Origin of the sequence: Vibrio parahaemolyticus, from assembly GCF_900460535.1 — a bacterium.
Lineage (GTDB): Bacteria > Pseudomonadota > Gammaproteobacteria > Enterobacterales > Vibrionaceae > Vibrio > Vibrio parahaemolyticus.
This window is the reverse complement of record NZ_UHIL01000001.1, coordinates 938,457-956,773: the sequence shown is the minus strand read 5'-3', so window position 1 is coordinate 956,773 and position 18,317 is coordinate 938,457. Positions and strand designations below refer to the sequence as shown.

The 18,317-nt window shown below is 45.9% G+C and carries 17 protein-coding genes; 14 read left to right on the top strand and 3 right to left on the bottom strand.

Annotated elements, in window-relative coordinates; all coding sequences use genetic code 11:
- Window positions 1-67 precede the first annotated feature (67 nt).
- The 11 genes from DYB02_RS04835 (at window position 68) to lipA (ending at window position 9,890) form a co-directional block, all read left to right on the top strand.
- Window positions 68-610 (top strand): LPS-assembly lipoprotein LptE, encoded by a 543-nt coding sequence (locus tag DYB02_RS04835; RefSeq protein ID WP_005454508.1) that lies wholly within the window; start codon window positions 68-70, stop codon window positions 608-610.
- 5 nt (window positions 611-615) lie between these two features.
- A complete protein-coding gene (gene holA / locus DYB02_RS04830) occupies window positions 616-1,635 on the top strand; it encodes a DNA polymerase III subunit delta (RefSeq protein WP_029805823.1) in 1,020 nt (339 codons plus the stop codon).
- A 91-nt stretch (window positions 1,636-1,726) separates the two neighbouring features.
- Window positions 1,727-2,044, top strand: coding sequence for a ribosome silencing factor (rsfS, locus tag DYB02_RS04825; RefSeq protein WP_021453827.1), 318 nt, complete (start codon window positions 1,727-1,729; stop codon window positions 2,042-2,044).
- A 4-nt stretch (window positions 2,045-2,048) separates the two neighbouring features.
- On the top strand, window positions 2,049-2,519 hold the full coding sequence (rlmH, locus tag DYB02_RS04820; RefSeq protein ID WP_005456129.1) for a 23S rRNA (pseudouridine(1915)-N(3))-methyltransferase RlmH: 471 nt from the start codon (window positions 2,049-2,051) through the stop codon (window positions 2,517-2,519).
- Between the two features lie 29 nt (window positions 2,520-2,548).
- Window positions 2,549-4,474: a penicillin-binding protein 2 gene (gene mrdA, locus DYB02_RS04815; RefSeq protein WP_005493014.1), complete on the top strand. Its 1,926-nt coding sequence runs from the start codon at window positions 2,549-2,551 to the stop codon at window positions 4,472-4,474.
- On the top strand, window positions 4,474-5,595 hold the full coding sequence (rodA, locus tag DYB02_RS04810; RefSeq protein ID WP_005483658.1) for a rod shape-determining protein RodA: 1,122 nt from the start codon (window positions 4,474-4,476) through the stop codon (window positions 5,593-5,595). The genes mrdA and rodA overlap by 1 nt, the downstream gene beginning before the upstream one ends.
- A 2-nt stretch (window positions 5,596-5,597) precedes the next feature.
- On the top strand, window positions 5,598-6,401 hold the full coding sequence (locus DYB02_RS04805) for a septal ring lytic transglycosylase RlpA family protein (protein ID WP_005496218.1): 804 nt from the start codon (window positions 5,598-5,600) through the stop codon (window positions 6,399-6,401).
- Window positions 6,402-6,493: 92 nt separating this feature from the next.
- Window positions 6,494-7,672 (top strand): serine hydrolase, encoded by a 1,179-nt coding sequence (locus tag DYB02_RS04800; protein ID WP_005488796.1) that lies wholly within the window; start codon window positions 6,494-6,496, stop codon window positions 7,670-7,672.
- Window positions 7,673-7,810: 138 nt separating this feature from the next.
- Window positions 7,811-8,089 (top strand): DUF493 family protein YbeD, encoded by a 279-nt coding sequence (ybeD, locus tag DYB02_RS04795; protein WP_005488798.1) that lies wholly within the window; start codon window positions 7,811-7,813, stop codon window positions 8,087-8,089.
- Window positions 8,090-8,265: 176 nt separating this feature from the next.
- A complete protein-coding gene (gene lipB, locus DYB02_RS04790; RefSeq protein WP_005488805.1) occupies window positions 8,266-8,928 on the top strand; it encodes a lipoyl(octanoyl) transferase LipB in 663 nt (220 codons plus the stop codon).
- On the top strand, window positions 8,925-9,890 hold the full coding sequence (lipA, locus tag DYB02_RS04785) for a lipoyl synthase (RefSeq protein WP_005496220.1): 966 nt from the start codon (window positions 8,925-8,927) through the stop codon (window positions 9,888-9,890). The genes lipB and lipA overlap by 4 nt, the downstream gene beginning before the upstream one ends.
- A gap of 262 nt (window positions 9,891-10,152) precedes the next feature.
- Here the strand turns inward: lipA and glyA are convergent, their stop codons facing one another.
- Window positions 10,153-11,403, bottom strand: a complete 1,251-nt coding sequence (gene glyA, locus DYB02_RS04780; RefSeq protein ID WP_005479594.1) for a serine hydroxymethyltransferase — start codon at window positions 11,401-11,403, stop codon at window positions 10,153-10,155.
- 347 nt (window positions 11,404-11,750) lie between these two features.
- Here glyA and DYB02_RS04775 point away from each other — a divergent pair, with 347 nt between their 5' ends.
- The 3 genes from DYB02_RS04775 (at window position 11,751) to DYB02_RS04765 (ending at window position 14,995) form a co-directional block, all read left to right on the top strand.
- The gene (locus DYB02_RS04775; RefSeq protein ID WP_005496223.1) at window positions 11,751-12,353 is read left to right on the top strand and encodes a YitT family protein; all 603 of its coding nucleotides are present in this window, start codon (window positions 11,751-11,753) and stop codon (window positions 12,351-12,353) included.
- Window positions 12,354-12,443: 90 nt separating this feature from the next.
- The gene (locus tag DYB02_RS04770) at window positions 12,444-13,964 is read left to right on the top strand and encodes a winged helix-turn-helix domain-containing protein (protein ID WP_029805230.1); all 1,521 of its coding nucleotides are present in this window, start codon (window positions 12,444-12,446) and stop codon (window positions 13,962-13,964) included.
- A 131-nt stretch (window positions 13,965-14,095) separates the two neighbouring features.
- Window positions 14,096-14,995, top strand: a complete 900-nt coding sequence (locus tag DYB02_RS04765) for a hypothetical protein (RefSeq protein WP_029805227.1) — start codon at window positions 14,096-14,098, stop codon at window positions 14,993-14,995.
- Window positions 14,996-15,099: 104 nt separating this feature from the next.
- Here the strand turns inward: DYB02_RS04765 and treC are convergent, their stop codons facing one another.
- Together treC and treB are read right to left on the bottom strand one after the other, a co-directional pair.
- Window positions 15,100-16,785: an alpha,alpha-phosphotrehalase gene (gene treC / locus DYB02_RS04760; RefSeq protein ID WP_029805225.1), complete on the bottom strand. Its 1,686-nt coding sequence runs from the start codon at window positions 16,783-16,785 to the stop codon at window positions 15,100-15,102.
- 87 nt (window positions 16,786-16,872) lie between these two features.
- Window positions 16,873-18,297, bottom strand: a complete 1,425-nt coding sequence (gene treB, locus DYB02_RS04755) for a PTS trehalose transporter subunit IIBC (RefSeq protein WP_005486795.1) — start codon at window positions 18,295-18,297, stop codon at window positions 16,873-16,875.
- Window positions 18,298-18,317 lie beyond the last annotated feature (20 nt).

Sequence of the window (18,317 nt, the reverse complement as noted above, 5' to 3'; positions counted from 1 at the left end):
ACCTCAAACCATTCACAGCGAGTGGTTTAAGGTAAATAACCCCTTCAATTTAGGATGAATACAATCAATGCGCTTTTTCTCTTTGATTAAACTACCAGTGGTATTGGTACTAGCGGGGCTTCTTTCTGCCTGTGGTTTCCACCTTCGTGGCGAGTATTCCGTTCCGGAAGAGCTGCACACCATGTCATTCTCTAGCTACGATGAATACAGCAAACTCACACGCTATGTACGCTCTCAGCTGCAACTCAACAAAGTTGACCTAGTTCAGCCGTCATCTTCAGTACCAAATCTGCATTTAATCAAAGCAACCATGGATGAGCGAACGCTCTCGCTTTACCAAAACAGTCGTGCGGCAGAAAAAGAGTTGACTTACGTGGTACAATATCGCGTCACAATTCCAGGGTTTGGCTCAAAAAATTTCACCACAACCGTGAACCGCAACTACCTAGACAACCCGTTAACGGCATTGGCAAAATCGGTTGAACGTGACGTAATCGAAGACGAGATGCGTCAACAAGCAGCGAAACAGATGATGCGTCAACTTGGCCGAATCCGTGCTGAGTACGAAGCGGGGCAAATTGCCGCGCCAACTGAGAAAACAAACTCTTAATCAACATGCGAATTTATGCTGACAAGCTAGCTGACCATCTAGCCAAACACTTAAAGCAGGTTTATCTGATCTTCGGAAACGAACCGCTACTGATCCAAGAAAGCCGCCAAGCGATTCAAAAAACCGCTCTACAACACGGTTTTGAAGAAAGACACCGTTTTGCTGTCGATGCAAGTTTAGATTGGAACCATGTGTATGACTGCTTTCAAGCTCTGAGCTTATTTTCTAGTCGACAACTCATTGAGCTTGAGATCCCAGAAAGCGGTGTCACCACAGCCATCAGCAAAGAGCTACAGACTCTGTGTGACATGCTGCATGATGACATCATGCTAGTGATCATCGGAACGAAGCTGACTAAAGCGCAAGAAAATGCCAAATGGTTTAAAGCACTGAATACCAAAGGCGATTGGGTCAGCTGCTTAACGCCGGATCTTCAGCGTTTGCCTATGTTTGTGCAAACGCGCTGCCGCGCATTAGGTTTAAAGCCCGATCAGCAATCCTTACAGATGTTGGCACAGTGGCATGAAGGCAACTTATTTGCACTTTCTCAGAGTCTAGAGAAACTGGCTTTGCTCTATCCTGATGGCGAACTGACTGTTGTACGCTTAGAGGAAGCCTTAAGTCGACACAACCACTTTACGACGTTTAATTGGATTGATGCGTTACTTGCAGGTAAAGCTAATCGTGCTCAACGCATCCTGCGTCAATTAGAAGCCGAAGGCATTGAAACGGTCATTCTCATCCGAAGTGTGCAGAAAGAGTTCAATCAACTATTAAGCATGCATCAAGATCTGACTCAAATGTCGATTAGCCAAGTCTTTGAGAAGTATCGCGTTTGGCAAAATAAACGTCCGCTTTATAACGCCGCGTTAATGCGCTTATCAGCAAGCCGTATATGTGCCCTAACCTCCTTGCTTGCGCAAGCTGAGATTAAAGCCAAAACCCAGTATGACGAGTCCGTCTGGCCAACTATTCATCAATTGAGCTTAGAAACCTGCTCTCCTGATATTAAGCTGGCAATTTAAAAATCAAAGCGTGCTATAGTGCGCGACCTATTTTGCCCAACTACACGCAAAATAGATGAGATGTAAAAAGAGATAACCCGAGGAAAACCGAGTGCTTCGCGAAGAACTGAAAGACTTTTTAGCAGACAAAGCCGACGATATGAAAGCGGAAGATATTATCATCCTAAACGTGGAAGACAAATCCAGCGTAACAGACTACATGATCATTTGTACGGGTACGTCTAAACGCCACGTTTCATCCATCGCCGATCACGTTGCATCTGAAGTAAAAAAAGCAGGCCTTGAACCTTTAGGTATGGAAGGAGAAAACGAAGGTGAATGGGTTGTCCTAGATATGGGCGACGCGATGCTGCATGTCATGCAGGAAGAACACCGCTCTCTGTACCAACTAGAAAAACTCTGGGGTTAATCTTTTGAAAATTCAACTAATTGCCGTTGGCACAAAAATGCCAAAGTGGGTTGAAGAAGGCTTCCAAGAATACCGTCGCCGTTTCCCTCATGATATGCCACTTGAGTTGGTTGAAATCTCAGCAGGAAAACGCGGCAAAAACGCTGATATTGCTCGAATTCTACAAAAAGAAGGCGAAGCGATGTTAGCAGCAGTGCCAAAAGGCAATCGTATCGTGACCCTAGATATTCCCGGTAAAAAGTGGGACACCCCACAGCTGGCAGAGCAGCTAGAAGCTTGGAAACTCGATGGTCGTGACGTTTCTATTCTGATCGGTGGTCCTGAAGGTTTAGCACCTGCATGTAAAGCCGCAGCCGACCAAAGTTGGTCACTGTCAGCGCTAACGTTACCGCACCCACTTGTGCGTATCGTCATGGCAGAGAGTTTATACCGAGCGTGGAGCATTACCGCTAACCACCCTTACCATCGCGAATAATCGTTGTTTAACTTTAGAGCCAAGCGTTAATGATTCGTAGACGCCGCAGTCAAATCCGAGATTATCAAGCCGAAGCGCGCCTGTTCGCCAGCCGCGCTATCGTTGCTTTTTTCGGCATCGTTGTTTTGATGGGCTTGCTGGTCGCCAATATGTACAACATTCAGGTGAACCAGTTTCAAGATTATCAAACCCGTTCAAATGACAACCGCATCAAAGTTGTTCCTATTGCGCCAAACCGCGGTCTTATCTACGACCGAAATGGTGTCCTGTTAGCCGAAAACCGTCCTGTATTTAACTTGGAGCTGACTCCAGAAAAAATCAAAGACATCGACGCTACTATCCAAGAATTGCAAACCATTCTGGAAATCACACCAGAACAGATCGAACGCTTCCATCGTGAACGTAAGCGCACTCGTCGATTCAAATCCGTCCCATTGCTAACCCAGCTGAACGAAAAGCAGGTCGCGGTCTTTTCCGTCAACCAATACCGTTTTCCTGGTGTTGAAATCAGTGCAACACTCAAACGTTACTACCCTTACGGGGAAGTGTTGACGCACGTAATCGGCTACGTTTCTCGTATCAATGACCGCGACATGCAGCGTTTGATTCGAGAAGAAAAAGACGCCAACTACCAAGCGACTCGTGACATCGGTAAGTTGGGCATCGAAAAATACTACGAAGATCTGCTGCACGGCACTGCTGGCTACCAAGAAGTGGAAGTCAACAGCCGAGGACGCGTGATTCGCACGTTAAAGTACGTACCGCCAGTTCCGGGCAAAGACATTGTCTTAAACCTCGATATCAACTTGCAGCTTTACGTTCATCAGCTTTTGGATGGTCGACGTGGCAGCGCTATCGTGCTTGATCCTCGTGACAATGGGGTGCTAGCTATGGTGTCTAGCCCAAGTTACGACCCGAACGCTTTTGTCCACGGCATTTCTGGTAAAGCCTATCGCGATTTGTTGAACGATAAAAACCGCCCGTTGGTAAACCGCACGACGCTAGGTATTTATCCGCCAGCTTCAACAATCAAGCCATTTATGGCTGTCGCAGCGTTGCAAGAAGGCGTAATCACGCCAAATACTACTCGCAACGACCCAGGTTATTGGCGCATTCCTAACTCAGACACTCGTCCATTCCGTGACTGGTTGCGTTGGGGACATGGCCGCGTGGATGTCATTAAATCCATTGAAGAGTCTGTTGATACGTTTTACTACCAAATTGCTTATGACTTGGGGATCGACCGAATTTCAAACTGGATGATGATGTTTGGTTTTGGTGACTACACAGGCATCGATATCTACGAAGAAAGTAAGGCTAATATGCCAACTCGTGATTGGAAAATGTCTCGTCACAAAACGCCTTGGTATAAAGGTGACACCATTCCTGTTGGTATCGGCCAAGGCTATTGGACGGCGACACCTATGCAAATTGCGAAAGCAACATCGGTGTTAGTGAATAATGGTGCGGTTTCCGCTCCTCACCTCCTAAAGTCCACCATCGATAATGGTGATAACTTTGAGGAACAAGAAACCTCTGAATACGTAACCTACCCACCGATTCAAAATGTGCCAGAAAAATACTGGGATATTGCGAAAGAAGGTATGCGCCGTGTAAACCATGGTACTCGTGGTACAGCTCGTCGTTCTTTCTACAATATGAGCTACCAGACAGCCGGTAAATCAGGTACAGCGCAGGTCTTTGGCTTGGGCGAGAACGAAGAGTACAACGCAGATGAAATCGCGGAACACTTGCGTGACCACGCCCTGTTTACGGGCTTTGCTCCGTTTGACGATCCAAAAGTTATCGTTACTCTCGTGCTAGAAAACGCAGGCGGTGGCTCAAGTAACGGTGGTCCAATGGCGAGAAAAATCTTTGACCGAGTGGTACTTGGCCCAGAAGAAATCAAACCAGAAGATGACAAAACCAACGCGCAAAAAGAGGTTACACGCTAATGAAGATGGATCCCTCTACAGGTAAAAACCGCGCCTTGTTTGAGCGCTTCCATATCGACTTACCCCTTCTACTCGGCATCTTTGCTTTAATGGGTTTTGGTCTTGTGATCATGTACAGTGCCAGCGGACAAAGTTTGGAGATGATGGATCGCCAAGCAATGCGCATGGTATTGTCTCTTGTCGTGATGGTGGTTCTGGCTCAACTTTCTCCACGAACGTATGAAAGCCTGGCGCCACTAATGTTTGTTGCCGGTGTAGTTTTACTATTTGGCGTACTGTTCTTTGGTGAGGCCTCGAAAGGTGCGCAACGCTGGCTCAACCTAGGCTTTGTTCGATTCCAACCGTCCGAATTACTCAAACTTGCGGTACCGTTGATGGTTGCGCGCTATATCGGTCGCCAACCATTACCACCAACATTCCGAACGCTGATTGTTGCGCTAATCATGGTGTGCTTACCAACGATTCTTATCGCGAAACAACCAGATTTGGGAACGTCGATTCTGATTGCGGCTTCAGGTATTTTCGTTATTTTCCTAGCAGGCATCAGTTGGAAGATCATCGCAGCGGCTGCCATTGCCTTAGGTGGTTTCATACCAATTTTGTGGTTCTTCTTGATGCGCGAATACCAAAAGGTTCGCGTTCGTACTCTGTTCAATCCAGAATCTGACCCACTTGGCGCGGGTTACCACATTATCCAAAGTAAAATTGCGATTGGTTCTGGCGGTATTTCCGGTAAAGGTTGGTTGCACGGTACGCAGTCACAACTGGAATTTCTTCCTGAACGACACACTGACTTTATCTTTGCAGTAATTGCTGAGGAATGGGGTATGATTGGCTTCCTTTGCCTATTAGCCATCTATCTCTTCATTATTGGTCGAGGTTTGTACCTTGCTAGCCAAGCACAAACCGCGTTTGGACGAATGATGGCAGGCAGTATTGTACTTAGCTTCTTCGTGTATATTTTTGTAAATATCGGCATGGTGAGTGGCATCCTACCTGTTGTAGGTGTACCGTTACCACTGATCAGCTACGGCGGCACCTCGATGGTGACCCTAATGGCTGGTTTTGGCATTTTGATGTCGATTCATACGCACCGAAAAGCATTCTCTAAGGCGACCTAGACATGCAAAAACGCGCTTTATATTCCTTAGTTTTTTCTGCACTGATTTTGGCTGGTTGTTCATCCACCAGTCAAAAGACACAAGAAGGCCGTTACGAACTTGAATCCGATGTAGCACCTGATACACCGCTTTCAGTCGAACACATCGAGGATGCGCATCCCAAATACGAACCTTACAGCCTAGGCGGTAATACCGATTACCACTTGCGCGGTAATAATTACAAGATCGTTCGCGACGCAAAAGGGTTTACTGAAAAAGGTCGTGCATCTTGGTACGGTAAAAAGTTTCAGGGGCATTTGACGTCTAACGGTGAAATCTACGACATGTACTCCATGACGGCTGCGCATAAAACGCTACCGTTACCAAGCTATGTGAAAGTGACCAACACCGACAATGGCAAAACCACAGTCGTTCGAGTAAATGACCGAGGTCCGTTTCACGATGGCCGTATCATCGACTTGAGCTACGCCGCTGCGCATAAATTGGATGTCATAAAAACAGGAACGGCGAATGTTGAAATCGAAGTTATCAGCGTAGAGAAACCTACCGATCAAAAATCGCTAGAATCTCACCCAAAGTACGTCATTCAAGTCGCATCTTCAAAAAATGAAGATCGCGCACGAACTTTAGGCGCAGAGCTTGGTCAAAAGCTGGATACCGAAACTTTCTTAGAAAACGCGAAAGAGTCTTATCGCTTGTTATTGGGTCCATTTACTGACTATTCCCTGACGCAAGCCACACTGGATAAAGTAAAGTTGCTCGGCTATTCGTCCGCATTTATTAAAAAACACAACACTGCGAAATGACCTTGAGTCATGAATTTCTAAACGAAGCCCCTCTTACATAAGTGGGGATTCTGGTAAGATGTGTGCAGTTAAACCCAAAAATTTGAATTACCATGAATAAAAATAAGTTTGTGAAATCTATTCTCGTTTCTTCGGTTGCCCTTTCTGCAACCTTCGCTCAATCTGCTTTTGCATCACCAGTCGTTGTTCCAGATGCGCCTCAAATTGCGGCAAAAGGCTACGTACTGATGGATTACCATTCAGGTAAAGTGCTAGCAGAAAAAGAAATGAACACAAAATTGTCTCCTGCTAGTCTAACTAAAATGATGACCAGCTACGTAATCGGCCAAGAGCTAGCACGTGGTAATATCTCAGAAGATGATGACGTAACCATCAGTAAGAATGCATGGGCGAAAAACTTCCCAGATTCTTCAAAAATGTTCATTGAAGTAGGTACTACGGTAAAAGTACGTGATCTTAACCGTGGCATCATCATTCAATCAGGTAACGATGCGTGTGTGGCAATGGCTGAACACATCGCAGGTTCTGAAGATGCATTTGTTGACCTAATGAACGCGTGGGCAAATACCCTAGGCATGAAGAATTCTCATTTTGCCAACGTTCACGGCCTAGATAACTCAGAACTGTACTCAACACCTTACGACATGGCGCTACTTGGTAAAGCCCTGATTCGTGACGTGCCAGACGAGTACCGTGTTTACTCTGAAAAGAAATTCACTTACAACGGCATCACCCAATACAACCGCAACGGTCTACTTTGGGATAAGAGCATGAACGTTGATGGCATCAAAACTGGACACACAAGCAACGCAGGTTACAGCCTAGTAAGCTCAGCAACAGAAGGCCAAATGCGTTTGGTTGCTGTAGTGATGGGCACTAAAGATGCAAATGCTCGTAAATCAGAAAGTAAAAAACTACTGAGCTACGGCTTCCGCTTCTTCGAAACAGTAGCGCCTCACAAAGCGGGTGAAACCTTCGTAGAAGAAAAAGTGTGGATGGGTAACAAAGACACCGTTGCTCTGGGTCTTGATCAAGACACTTACGTAACACTGCCACGCGGTGAAGCGAAAAACCTAAAAGCAAGCTTCGTACTTGAAAAAGAGCTAGAAGCCCCAATTAATAAAGGTGATGTAGTCGGTAAGCTATACTATCAAATCGATGGTGAAGATATTGCTGAATACCCGCTAATGGCACTAGAAACCGTAGAGCAAGGTAGCTTGTTCAGCCGTTTATGGGATTACATCGTATTGTTATTCAAGAGCTTCTTCTAAACGAGTCGCAGAATAGCAAACTTATTCGCAAAGCCGCCAATTATGGCGGCTTTTTAAGTCTGTGATCCTCACCTTGAGTTCACCCTAATTTGACTGTACTATTTCGCACCGCAACGAATACCAACTGGAGTTATCGATATGCTAACCATCAACTCTGATGCAAAATTGAAAGACCTGCTTGAGTTCCCTTGTTCTTTTACTTACAAGGTAATGGGTCATGCAAAGCCTGAGCTTCCAGAACTCGTTCTTGAAGTAATCCAGCGCCATGCTCCAGGTGACTACAGCCCAAAAGTCAAACCAAGCGCTAAAGGCAACTACCACTCAGTGTCTATCAACATCACTGCAACGTCTATCGAGCAGGTTGAAACCCTATACAAAGAATTGGGCGAAATCGACATCGTTCGTATGGTTCTATAATTTTTTGATAGATTAAATTTTTTTTGAAAGCAGCTTCGGCTGCTTTCTTTTTATTTATCAACTAGATAACTCGATACCCTTGTGCTTTCAGTTAAAAATCTGTTACTCAGCGGTAGAGCATCTGGGTCATCCGGTTTATAATCCAAAAACTTTATATATTAGCGACAGGAATTCCCATGCAACACCAACTTGTTGTAAAACGACTTGGCCGCCAAGACTATGAGCCTGTATGGAAGGCGATGCATGAGTTCACCGACCAACGCACAGAAGAAACCCCTGATGAAGTCTGGTTGGTAGAACATAACCCAGTATTTACCCAAGGGCAGGCAGGCAAAGCTGAGCACTTAATTAACACTGGTGATATTCCTGTCGTACAAAGTGACCGTGGTGGTCAGGTAACCTATCATGGTCCTGGTCAACTCGTGGCTTACTTCTTGATCAACCTACGTCGCAAAAAATTAGGCGTACGAGATCTCGTTACAACCATCGAGAACCTCGTGATCAACACATTAAAAGCATACAATATCGACTCTGCCGCAAGACCAGACGCCCCTGGCGTTTACGTCGATGGCAAGAAAATATGCTCTCTCGGTCTACGTATTCGTAAAGGTTGCTCATTCCATGGGTTAGCCCTGAATGTAAATATGGACTTAACGCCGTTCCTACGCATCAACCCTTGTGGTTATGCAGGCATGGAAATGGTTCAAGTGAGCCAATTTAACGGCCCGAGTGACGTAGAAACCGTAGAAAAACAATTAATAGAAGAACTCGTTACTTTGCTCGATTACGAGCGAGTAGAATTCAGCACAGAAGCACCTTCTCAAGGTAATAAAGCATGAGCAAACCAATCCAGATGGAAAAAGGCGTTAAATATCGTGACGCCGATAAAATGGCATTGATTCCCGTAAAGAACATGCCTACAGAGCAGAAAGAAGTGCTACGTAAGCCTGATTGGATGAAGATCAAGCTACCAGCCGACAGCCAACGAATTCAAGACATCAAAGCTGCGATGCGTAAGAACAAACTTCACTCCGTATGTGAAGAAGCGTCTTGCCCTAACCTAGCGGAATGTTTTAACCACGGTACAGCAACCTTCATGATCCTAGGTGCAATCTGTACTCGTCGTTGTCCTTTCTGTGACGTTGCTCATGGCCGTCCGTTACCACCAGAAGCAGAAGAGCCACAAAAACTGGCAAGAACTATCGCCGACATGAAACTGAAGTACGTTGTTATTACTTCAGTAGACCGTGACGACCTACGTGATGGTGGTGCACAGCACTTTGCCGATTGTAACCGTGAGATCCGCGCGTTAAATCCAGACATCAAGATCGAAACACTGGTTCCTGACTTCCGTGGTCGTATGGACGTAGCGCTTGACCTGATGAAAGACAACCCGCCAGATGTCTTCAACCACAACCTAGAAACTGCGCCGCGTCTTTACCGTAAAGCTCGCCCAGGTGCGAACTACAAGTGGTCACTTGAGCTTCTTAAGAAGTTCAAAGAACAGCATCCAGATGTACCGACCAAATCAGGTCTGATGATGGGCCTTGGTGAAACCAAAGAAGAAATCATCGAAGTGCTTAAAGATCTGCGTGCACACGGTGTAACGATGCTGACTCTAGGCCAGTACCTAGCGCCAAGCCGTCACCACTTGCCTGTAGAACGTTACGTTCCACCATCAGAGTTTGACGAGCTAAAAGAAGTCGCACTAGAGCTAGGCTTCACGCACGCAGCATGTGGTCCATTTGTTCGCTCTTCATACCATGCCGATATGCAGGCACAAGGTCTTGAGATCAAATAAGCATCTTGAACTCGAAAACTGAAAAGGTTGGCTTAGTGCCAACCTTTTTTGTATCTGCCAACCAAGAGATGCCCTGCACCACTCTCTTTTATTCGATGGCACGATTAAACAATCCCAGACGCCAGAAAAAACAAAAAGGCCCTCAATTGAGGACCTTTAGTATTTTCAAACTGATTCGTTTCTAGTTCAGGGAAAAAGCGCGCAGTTTACAACTGCAAATGAGCACCTTTGACGCAAAAATAGAGCGAATCAGGCAGAACAATTAGGCGTAAACCGGTAGACGCTTACAGATTTCTAATACTTTCTGTTTAGTCGCTTCGATAACTTCTTCGTTGCCGATGTTATCTAGGACGTCACACATCCAGTTTGCTAGATCTTTTGCATCTTCTTCAGTAAAACCACGACGAGTGATCGCTGGTGTACCTACACGAATACCAGATGTTACGAATGGGCTGCGTGGGTCATTTGGTACTGAGTTTTTGTTTACTGTGATGTTTGCTGCACCTAGTGCCGCATCAGCATCTTTACCAGTGATGTCTTTGTCGATTAGATCCACAAGGAACAAGTGGTTTTCTGTGCCGTTAGATACGATTTTGTAGCCACGCTCTTGGAACTGACCAACCATCGCTTTTGCGTTTTTCACTACGCGAGCTTGGTAAGCTTTGAACTCTGGCTCCATCGCTTCTTTGAACGCTACTGCTTTACCAGCGATAACGTGCATTAGAGGGCCACCTTGACCACCAGGGAACACAGCTGAGTTCAGCTTCTTGTACATATCTTCGCCAGCATTAGACAAGATAAGACCACCGCGAGGGCCTGCTAGTGTTTTGTGCGTCGTTGTTGTTACTACGTGAGCGTGTGGAACAGGTGTTGGGTATTCGCCTGCTGCGATAAGACCAGCTACGTGTGCCATATCAACGAAAAGGTAAGCATCTACTTTGTCCGCGATTTCACGCATGCGCTTCCAATCAACGATTTGCGAGTAAGCAGAGAAACCACCGATGATCATCTTAGGCTTGTGCTCAAGCGCTAGCTGTTCCATCTCGTCGTAATTGATTTGACCCGCTTCATCGATACCGTAAGGGATAACGTTGTAATGCTTACCAGAGAAGTTTACTGGAGAACCGTGAGTCAGGTGACCACCGTGCGCTAGGCTCATACCTAGTACTGTATCGCCTGGGTTAAGAAGCGCCATGTAAACTGCGCTGTTTGCTTGAGAACCTGAGTGAGGTTGTACGTTAGCGTACTCACAACCGAATAGTTTGCATGCACGATCGATAGCAAGCTGTTCTGCTTTATCTACGTACTCACAACCGCCGTAGTAACGCTTGCCTGGGTAGCCTTCAGCGTATTTGTTCGTTAGCTGAGAACCTTGCGCTTCCATTACACGTGGGCTTGTGTAGTTTTCAGAAGCGATAAGTTCAATGTGTTCTTCCTGGCGAAGGGTTTCTTCCTGGATAGCTGCGAACAGTTCCGCATCGTAATCTGCGATGTTCATATCACGCTTAAGCATCTGTATCTCCTGACTCAGATTAGTACTGAAAGTTGCAAAAAAACTGGTTAACGACCTAACGCAAACGTTTTCGTCGCATCAATGGCGCGCATTCTACATAATTTGATCTAGGTCATAAAGAGAAATTTACAATTTTTCTCATGCAGTTTTTTCATGATGACAAGCAATAGTTATCATGGTGATGTTGCAATTGTTCAACCACGATTTATTGCCTGTCAATTTTGTGCTTTACACCCTGTAAAACAGCAATTACATAGGTTTACCGCAAATTTTACCCTCTAGCTACCGAAAAGATCATCTTTTTACTACTATGCACGCCTTATTTCTCACCGATGACTGCAATTTTGATGGAAAAACACTCAAGAAAAGAAGACTGGATAGCAATTCTCACTGGTACCTTTTTGGTAGCTCAGGGCGTTTTCTTTCTCCAATCCGCGAACCTTCTAACAGGAGGCACGACTGGATTGGCATTGCTAATAAGCCAATTTACACCTTTTACCTTTGGTGTGCTGTACTTTTTGGCAAACTGTCCTTTTTACTTACTCGCATGGAAACGCTTCGGCCGTCATTTCGCAATCAATAGCGCTATTTCTGGCGCTTTGGTTTCTATCTTTGCCGATCACCTTTATTTGCTGATCTCACTCGAATCCGTTAACGAAATTTATTGCGCGGTAGCAGGTGGCCTATTGATGGGATTAGGTATGCTGATTTTGTTCCGACATCGCTCCAGCCTAGGTGGCTTTAACGTGTTGTGTTTGTTTATTCAGGACAAGTTTGGCATTTCTGTTGGCAAAAGCCAGATGGCAATCGATGCATGTATCCTGTTTGCTTCATTCTTCTTTGTCACTCCAGAGGTGATTGGCCTTTCGATTTTGGGTGCCTTTGCACTGAATGTCGTATTGGCGATGAATCACAAACCACACCGATATTCCGTTACCTACGGTTCATAAACTTTTGATGATAATTGACGCGCGATTTATAAGATTTCGCGCTTCAATAACTATATAATATTTCGCGATTTCCAAATAACTCGGTACGGTATGCGCGACTTTCTACAACAAGCCAAACAAACTCACAGTTGTATTGCGATTGGCGAGTTGGTCTACAATCCGAAAAAACAGACTCTTCATCAAGACACTATCGCGATTGATCTCGAACCTCGTACCATTGAGTTATTAGAACTTCTGCTAACAAGCGTGGGGCATCCGCTCTCTGCCGACACCATTATCGAAACCATTTGGCAGAGCAAATTCATCTCCAAGAATGTGCTCACTAACCGCATTAGCACCTTACGTGCGCTGCTACAGCAACACCTACCCGAGTACGATGCGGCTAAGCTCTTGGTCACTTATCCTCGAAAGGGCTATTTTCTTAACCCTGCCAATATCCGTTTAATACCGCCAGCGAAAAGCCATCGACGCGTTCTCCCAACTCAGGTTGCGAGTAATAAGAACTTCAAGCTAATTTTTGCTTATAGCTTGTGTGCCATACTTGCGGTTTGTAGCGTGACGCTCGCAAGCTTGCTATGGCAACGCCAAGAGATTTCAACACAACAAACACGTCATCAGTTACTTATCCCCAAAGTCGAGTTGCTGCTCAACCGTGTCGATGCAATCGGCTCTCAGGCACGAAAATATCGCACACTGGTCAAAGCCGTCTTACTGCAACAACAAGTCGAATATCCATATACCGACATCGCTAACCAAGACGCTCCAAGTTACTTTCTGGATCCCATTGGTCATACACCGTATTTCCCTGGTGCACGAAATATGCAGACCAGTGATTACGAACTCAACATAGAGTTAAAAGACGGCGCAGAACAAGGCACCTTGAAAGCGCAGATGAACCTTATTTATCCTGCGACAGGGAAGCTGGCATTTCGCAATGAATACACACTGCGCTTATCCGACCTACAATCGGACATCTTCCAAATTCACTCGGATGTCGCACAATACTTCAACTTGCCTGCACCTTCGGCAAGCACATGGCAACTGTCAGACGTTCACCAAAAAATGCTGTTTGAGAATGTCTTTTCTAACCAACCTCTCCAACAAGCTGATGAGTTTGCAGCTATCACAACCGCAAGGCATCTCGCGTTATACGAGCAAGAGCCTCAAAAGCTGGAAACGTATTTGACGCAAGTGCAGTCTTCGTTCGATGTTTTGCCAGATGAGCTAAGCCTCTGGTTGGGCGTATTGCATTTCAAACTAGGTAACCTAGACCGAGCAAAAGTTCTGTTGACCACTCCAGATGGCGACTCACGCATTCAAAACGCGCTGATTTATACGTTTGTGTCTCACATCGCTTATAAGCAAAACAAACTTGAACAGTTCCGTCTCAACTACATGGAATCACTGGTGGCACTGCTGCGCGTTTTACCCTCCGAGACATTGTTTGAACGTCTTTCTCAATCAGAATCGAAAGAAACTTGCCTTCAACCATGGAAAACGTTGCATGTCAGTTTGACCGATCAAGAAATTATCAGCCGATGGAAAGCGCTCATCAATGAGTATTGCACCAACGTAGCCAACGAAATAAACCCAAATAAAACAAAGACCTAAATATAAAATTAAGCTTTCGTTAAGCGCTATTAGCTTTTGTTTTTTGCCCTTTTTATCTCACTGAACTTAGCATGCTCGCATTCAAGCAACGGCCCAACATGAAGCGGCCTTATCAATCAGGAATGTAAACCATGCTAAACAAAATGACGCTTATCGCAGCAGCAACTCTGGCTCTTTACGGCTGTGGCGGAGGTTCGTCTTCTGGCAGTACTAATCCAAACAAAGGGCCTCAAGAAAGTTTCGACATCGCGATTCAAAACTCCATTTTCGCTCCCGAGACAAACACACAACTTAGCTACTCGTTTAGCTTGGATGGCCAATCTGAAGGTGACATGAAGCTGAGCTTTCAAGCGATGGATAGCGAGCAAATATTGGCAGCATTGGCACAAATCCCAAACAGCGAGGCAATCATCCAGCTGGTTAATGACTTGGTGAACTACGGCGCTCAACAGTTCTACTACTCTGACAAACAGTTCAACAACGAAGAAGAGAGCAATACACTTTATTTTGCAGGCTCTGATGGCGCACTTCATGAAATCACCGACGTTTATTCTATTGGCAATCAGTTTATTGCCATGCTAATGCACAGTAGCCCGATTTTCCGCCTGAACGGTAACGACGTAAAAGAGAAAAGCCCGAACATTGATATCGGTGAAGAAACCATGTCTCTGCAAACCACTCTTACAGGCAACGCAGTACACCACCTGTTAGACAGTTTTGAAGAACATGAGTGGGTACAAAACCTGCCAATGACAGCATCTTGCCAAGTGGTTTGGCAACAGCAAATCCGAGAGACTGGCGTACGTAAAACGTTCTCGATTTCGGGCAAGACAATTGAAGCGGCGTACCTGACGGAAGAGAATACTTACAACCTAAACTGCGATGATATGGACTCAATGGAGTTCGCCACTTCGGCAGAACGTTGGTTTAACCCGAGCTTAGGTCTGATTGAGCAAGTCGAACTACTAAAAGTACAACAAGTACAAATCAACGAAGAGAACGTGCAGCTAACAGCGATTGAAACAAAATAAGCTCGCATCTTTTAGAAATACGGCATCTCAATAAAAGAAGGCTTTGGGGAGCACACCAAAGCCTTCATCTCGAACATCAATCCTAGGGGTGATGACACCCGAGTTTATTCTTCTATCAATAAAATACGAGTTTCGTAAGGTCGTAACACTTGATGGTTTGACGCGACTGCGCTCGCTGAGTTTTGATAGTTGGATAGCAAGTTTTTCGCTTTACTCAGTTCAAAACGTTCTGGCAGAACGCATTCCACCTCTTCAGCGTAGTAGTTATTGATACACAGCAGCGTTTGTTTGTCGTTCTGGCGAGCGTAAGCAAAAATGCGTTGATGCTCTGGCAGTAAATCTTCATAACGGCCATCGGTGATCACCGGAACCTGTTTACGTAGCTCAATCAAACGTTTGTAGAAGTAGAACACCGAGTTCAAATCAGCAACCGCCGCTTCTGCGTTGATTTCAGAGTAATTCTGCGCCACCTCAAGCCACGGTGTGCCTTCGGTAAAACCAGCGTGCTTTTGGCTATTCCACTGCATTGGCGTACGTGAGTTATCACGCGACTTCTGCGCCAAAATCGCCATCATCTCTTCGTGTGATACGTAATCGCGGTTGACCATGATGTCGTACATGTTGGTGCTTTCTACGTCGCGGTACTGGCTGATCTCAGTGTAACCAGGGTTGGTCATACCAATCTCTTCACCTTGATAAACATACGGCGTGCCTTGCATCATATGTACAGATGCCGCCAGCATTTTCGCCGACTCAACGCGGTATTGTTTATCATCACCTAAGCGGCTGACCACACGAGGTTGATCGTGGTTACACCAGAATAGCGCCCCCCACCCTTTGCCATTTAAGCCCGTTTGCCAATGGTTGAAGATCTGCTTTAACTGAATGAAATCAAACGGCGCTTTGGTCCATTTTTCACCATCCGGATAATCGACTTTCAGGTGGTGAAAATTGAACACCATCGACAGCTCTTTGCCATCTAATGAAGAGTATTGCTGGCAGTGCTCTAGCGTGGTCGAAGACATTTCCCCCACCGTCACGCTGCCGTACTTTTGAAACACAGCTTCGCTGATTTCTTGCAGATATTCGTGCACGCGAGGACCATCCGTATAGAAACGGCGGCCATCGCCAATATCATCACTTGGGAAGTCTTGCTGTTTAGAAATCAGGTTGATGACGTCGAGACGGAAACCGTCCACGCCTTTGTCTGCCCAGAAACTGATGACTTCTTTGACTTCTTCACGCACCACTGGGTTTTCCCAGTTCAAATCCGCCTGCTCTTTAGCAAAAAGGTGCAAGTAGTACTGCCCTGTCGCGTCATCCAATTCCCAAGCATTGCCTCCAAACTTCGATTGCCAGTTGTTAGGTTCTGTGCCATCAACCGGATCTTTCCAGATGTAGTAATCGCGGTATGGGCTGTTTTTGTCCCCTAACGCGGATTGGAACCAATGATGCTCAGTCGACGTGTGGTTCACTACAATGTCCATGATGATACGAATACCCAACTGATGCGCTTCTGCCAGCAAGGTATCGAAATCATCCATAGTGCCGAACTGTGGATTGATCGCGTAATAATCGGAAATGTCATAACCGTTATCAACCATAGGAGACTGATACACTGGCGTCAGCCAAATCGCATCCACACCAAGGTGTTTTAGATAATCCAGTTTAGAAATGATCCCTTGAATGTCGCCCGTGCCTTTACTGCCACTGTCACAAAAGCTTTTTGGGTAAATTTGGTAGATGGTTGCGGTTTTCCACCAGCTCTCATCATGCTTGGTCATAGCCATTTCTAACACTCACTTACCAGTAATCGGAAACTTAAAATTTGAAAAGAAAAACAGGAGGAGGCAGCCAAGTCACTGCCTCAAATTGAATTACGCGTTTGCCGCTTCAAGCTCACCTTTCGCTTGTGCACGCTTATAAAGAATTAATGTTAATGCGGCAGGTACCACCATCGCGACTAGCATCGCCAGAGCAAAGATGCCCCAGAACTGCGGCTGGATAGATAAGATACCCGGCAAGCCGCCTACGCCGATACCGTTCGCCATTACGCCCGCACTACCACAGATAGCAGCAGCGCATGCACTACCGATCATCGCGCTCAACATTGGGAACTTGTATTTCAAGTTGATGCCGTACATGGCTGGCTCTGTTACGCCAAGGTAGGCAGAAATCGCCGCAGGCACTGAGATTTCACGCTCATCCTGCTTTTTACTGATGATAATGATGCCAACCACTGCCGATGCTTGAGCAATGTTCGATAGTGCAATTAAAGGCCAAATCGGCGTGCCCCCCAATTCTTGCATCAACTGTAAGTCAACGGCATTGGTTGTGTGGTGGATACCAGTAATCACAAGTGGCGCGTATAGGAAGCCGAAGATGGTTGAGCCAATCATCGCGAAGTCACCCGTCATGGCCGCTTTTGCTGCGAATGCCACGCCATCACCCAACATGCGACCAAATGGACCAATGATCGAGTGCGCTAAAATCACCGAGGCAATGAGAGAAACAAACGGCACGACCACAAGGTATAGATAAGATGGGATGATGCGTTTTAAGTGCGTTTCGATAAACGCCAGTGCCATACCCGCTAACATCGCTGGAATCACCTGCGCCTGATAGCCCACTTTCTCAATCACAAACAATCCGAAATCCCAGACTTCTGGTGCTTGTTTACCGATCAAGTACGCGTTCATTAACTGCGGCGAAACCAACGTCACACCGAGCGTAATACCCAGAATCGGTGTACCACCGAGCTTTTTCACGGTCGACCAACACACACCAACGGGTAGGAAGAAGAAAATCGCTTCACCAATTAACCATAGGAATGAGTGAACAGTCGCCCAAAACTGACTGATTTCCGTTAGGGTTTGACCATCAAACATTTTGATGTCGCCAATCACATTACGGAAACCAAGGATCAGACCACCAGTGATGATCGCAGGCAGCAACGGTACAAAGATTTCTGCAAGGTGGGAAATACCGCGCTCAACAATATTCATGTTTTGACGAGCAGCGTTCTTGGATTCGTCTTTGCTCGCTTCACTTTTACCGCTTAGCTCGATCAGAACTTTGTAAACCTCATCAACTTCAGTGCCGATGACGACTTGGAATTGACCTGCGTTGGTAAAACAGCCTTTCACCATACGCAAGGCTTCTAACTGTTTCGTGTCCGCTTTGTCGGTATCATTTAGAACAAAACGTAAGCGAGTTAAACAGTGGCTTACACTGGCAATATTGTCCGGCCCCCCGACCAGCTCAATAAGACGCTCCACGTCTTTACGCGCAATCTTACTCATAACTTTGTCCACCCTGTATT

Coding starts and splice junctions, on each gene's coding strand:
- DYB02_RS04800 (WP_005488796.1), top strand. CDS start 6,494: ATGAATAAAAATAAGTTTGTGAAATCTATTCTCGTTTCTTCGGTTGCC.
- DYB02_RS04805 (WP_005496218.1), top strand. CDS start 5,598: ATGCAAAAACGCGCTTTATATTCCTTAGTTTTTTCTGCACTGATTTTG.
- treB (WP_005486795.1), bottom strand. CDS start 18,297: ATGAGTAAGATTGCGCGTAAAGACGTGGAGCGTCTTATTGAGCTGGTC.
- lipA (WP_005496220.1), top strand. CDS start 8,925: ATGAGCAAACCAATCCAGATGGAAAAAGGCGTTAAATATCGTGACGCC.
- lipB (WP_005488805.1), top strand. CDS start 8,266: ATGCAACACCAACTTGTTGTAAAACGACTTGGCCGCCAAGACTATGAG.
- rodA (WP_005483658.1), top strand. CDS start 4,474: ATGAAGATGGATCCCTCTACAGGTAAAAACCGCGCCTTGTTTGAGCGC.
- mrdA (WP_005493014.1), top strand. CDS start 2,549: ATGATTCGTAGACGCCGCAGTCAAATCCGAGATTATCAAGCCGAAGCG.
- DYB02_RS04770 (WP_029805230.1), top strand. CDS start 12,444: ATGCGCGACTTTCTACAACAAGCCAAACAAACTCACAGTTGTATTGCG.
- DYB02_RS04765 (WP_029805227.1), top strand. CDS start 14,096: ATGCTAAACAAAATGACGCTTATCGCAGCAGCAACTCTGGCTCTTTAC.
- treC (WP_029805225.1), bottom strand. CDS start 16,785: ATGGCTATGACCAAGCATGATGAGAGCTGGTGGAAAACCGCAACCATC.
- holA (WP_029805823.1), top strand. CDS start 616: ATGCGAATTTATGCTGACAAGCTAGCTGACCATCTAGCCAAACACTTA.
- DYB02_RS04835 (WP_005454508.1), top strand. CDS start 68: ATGCGCTTTTTCTCTTTGATTAAACTACCAGTGGTATTGGTACTAGCG.
- ybeD (WP_005488798.1), top strand. CDS start 7,811: ATGCTAACCATCAACTCTGATGCAAAATTGAAAGACCTGCTTGAGTTC.
- glyA (WP_005479594.1), bottom strand. CDS start 11,403: ATGCTTAAGCGTGATATGAACATCGCAGATTACGATGCGGAACTGTTC.
- DYB02_RS04775 (WP_005496223.1), top strand. CDS start 11,751: ATGGAAAAACACTCAAGAAAAGAAGACTGGATAGCAATTCTCACTGGT.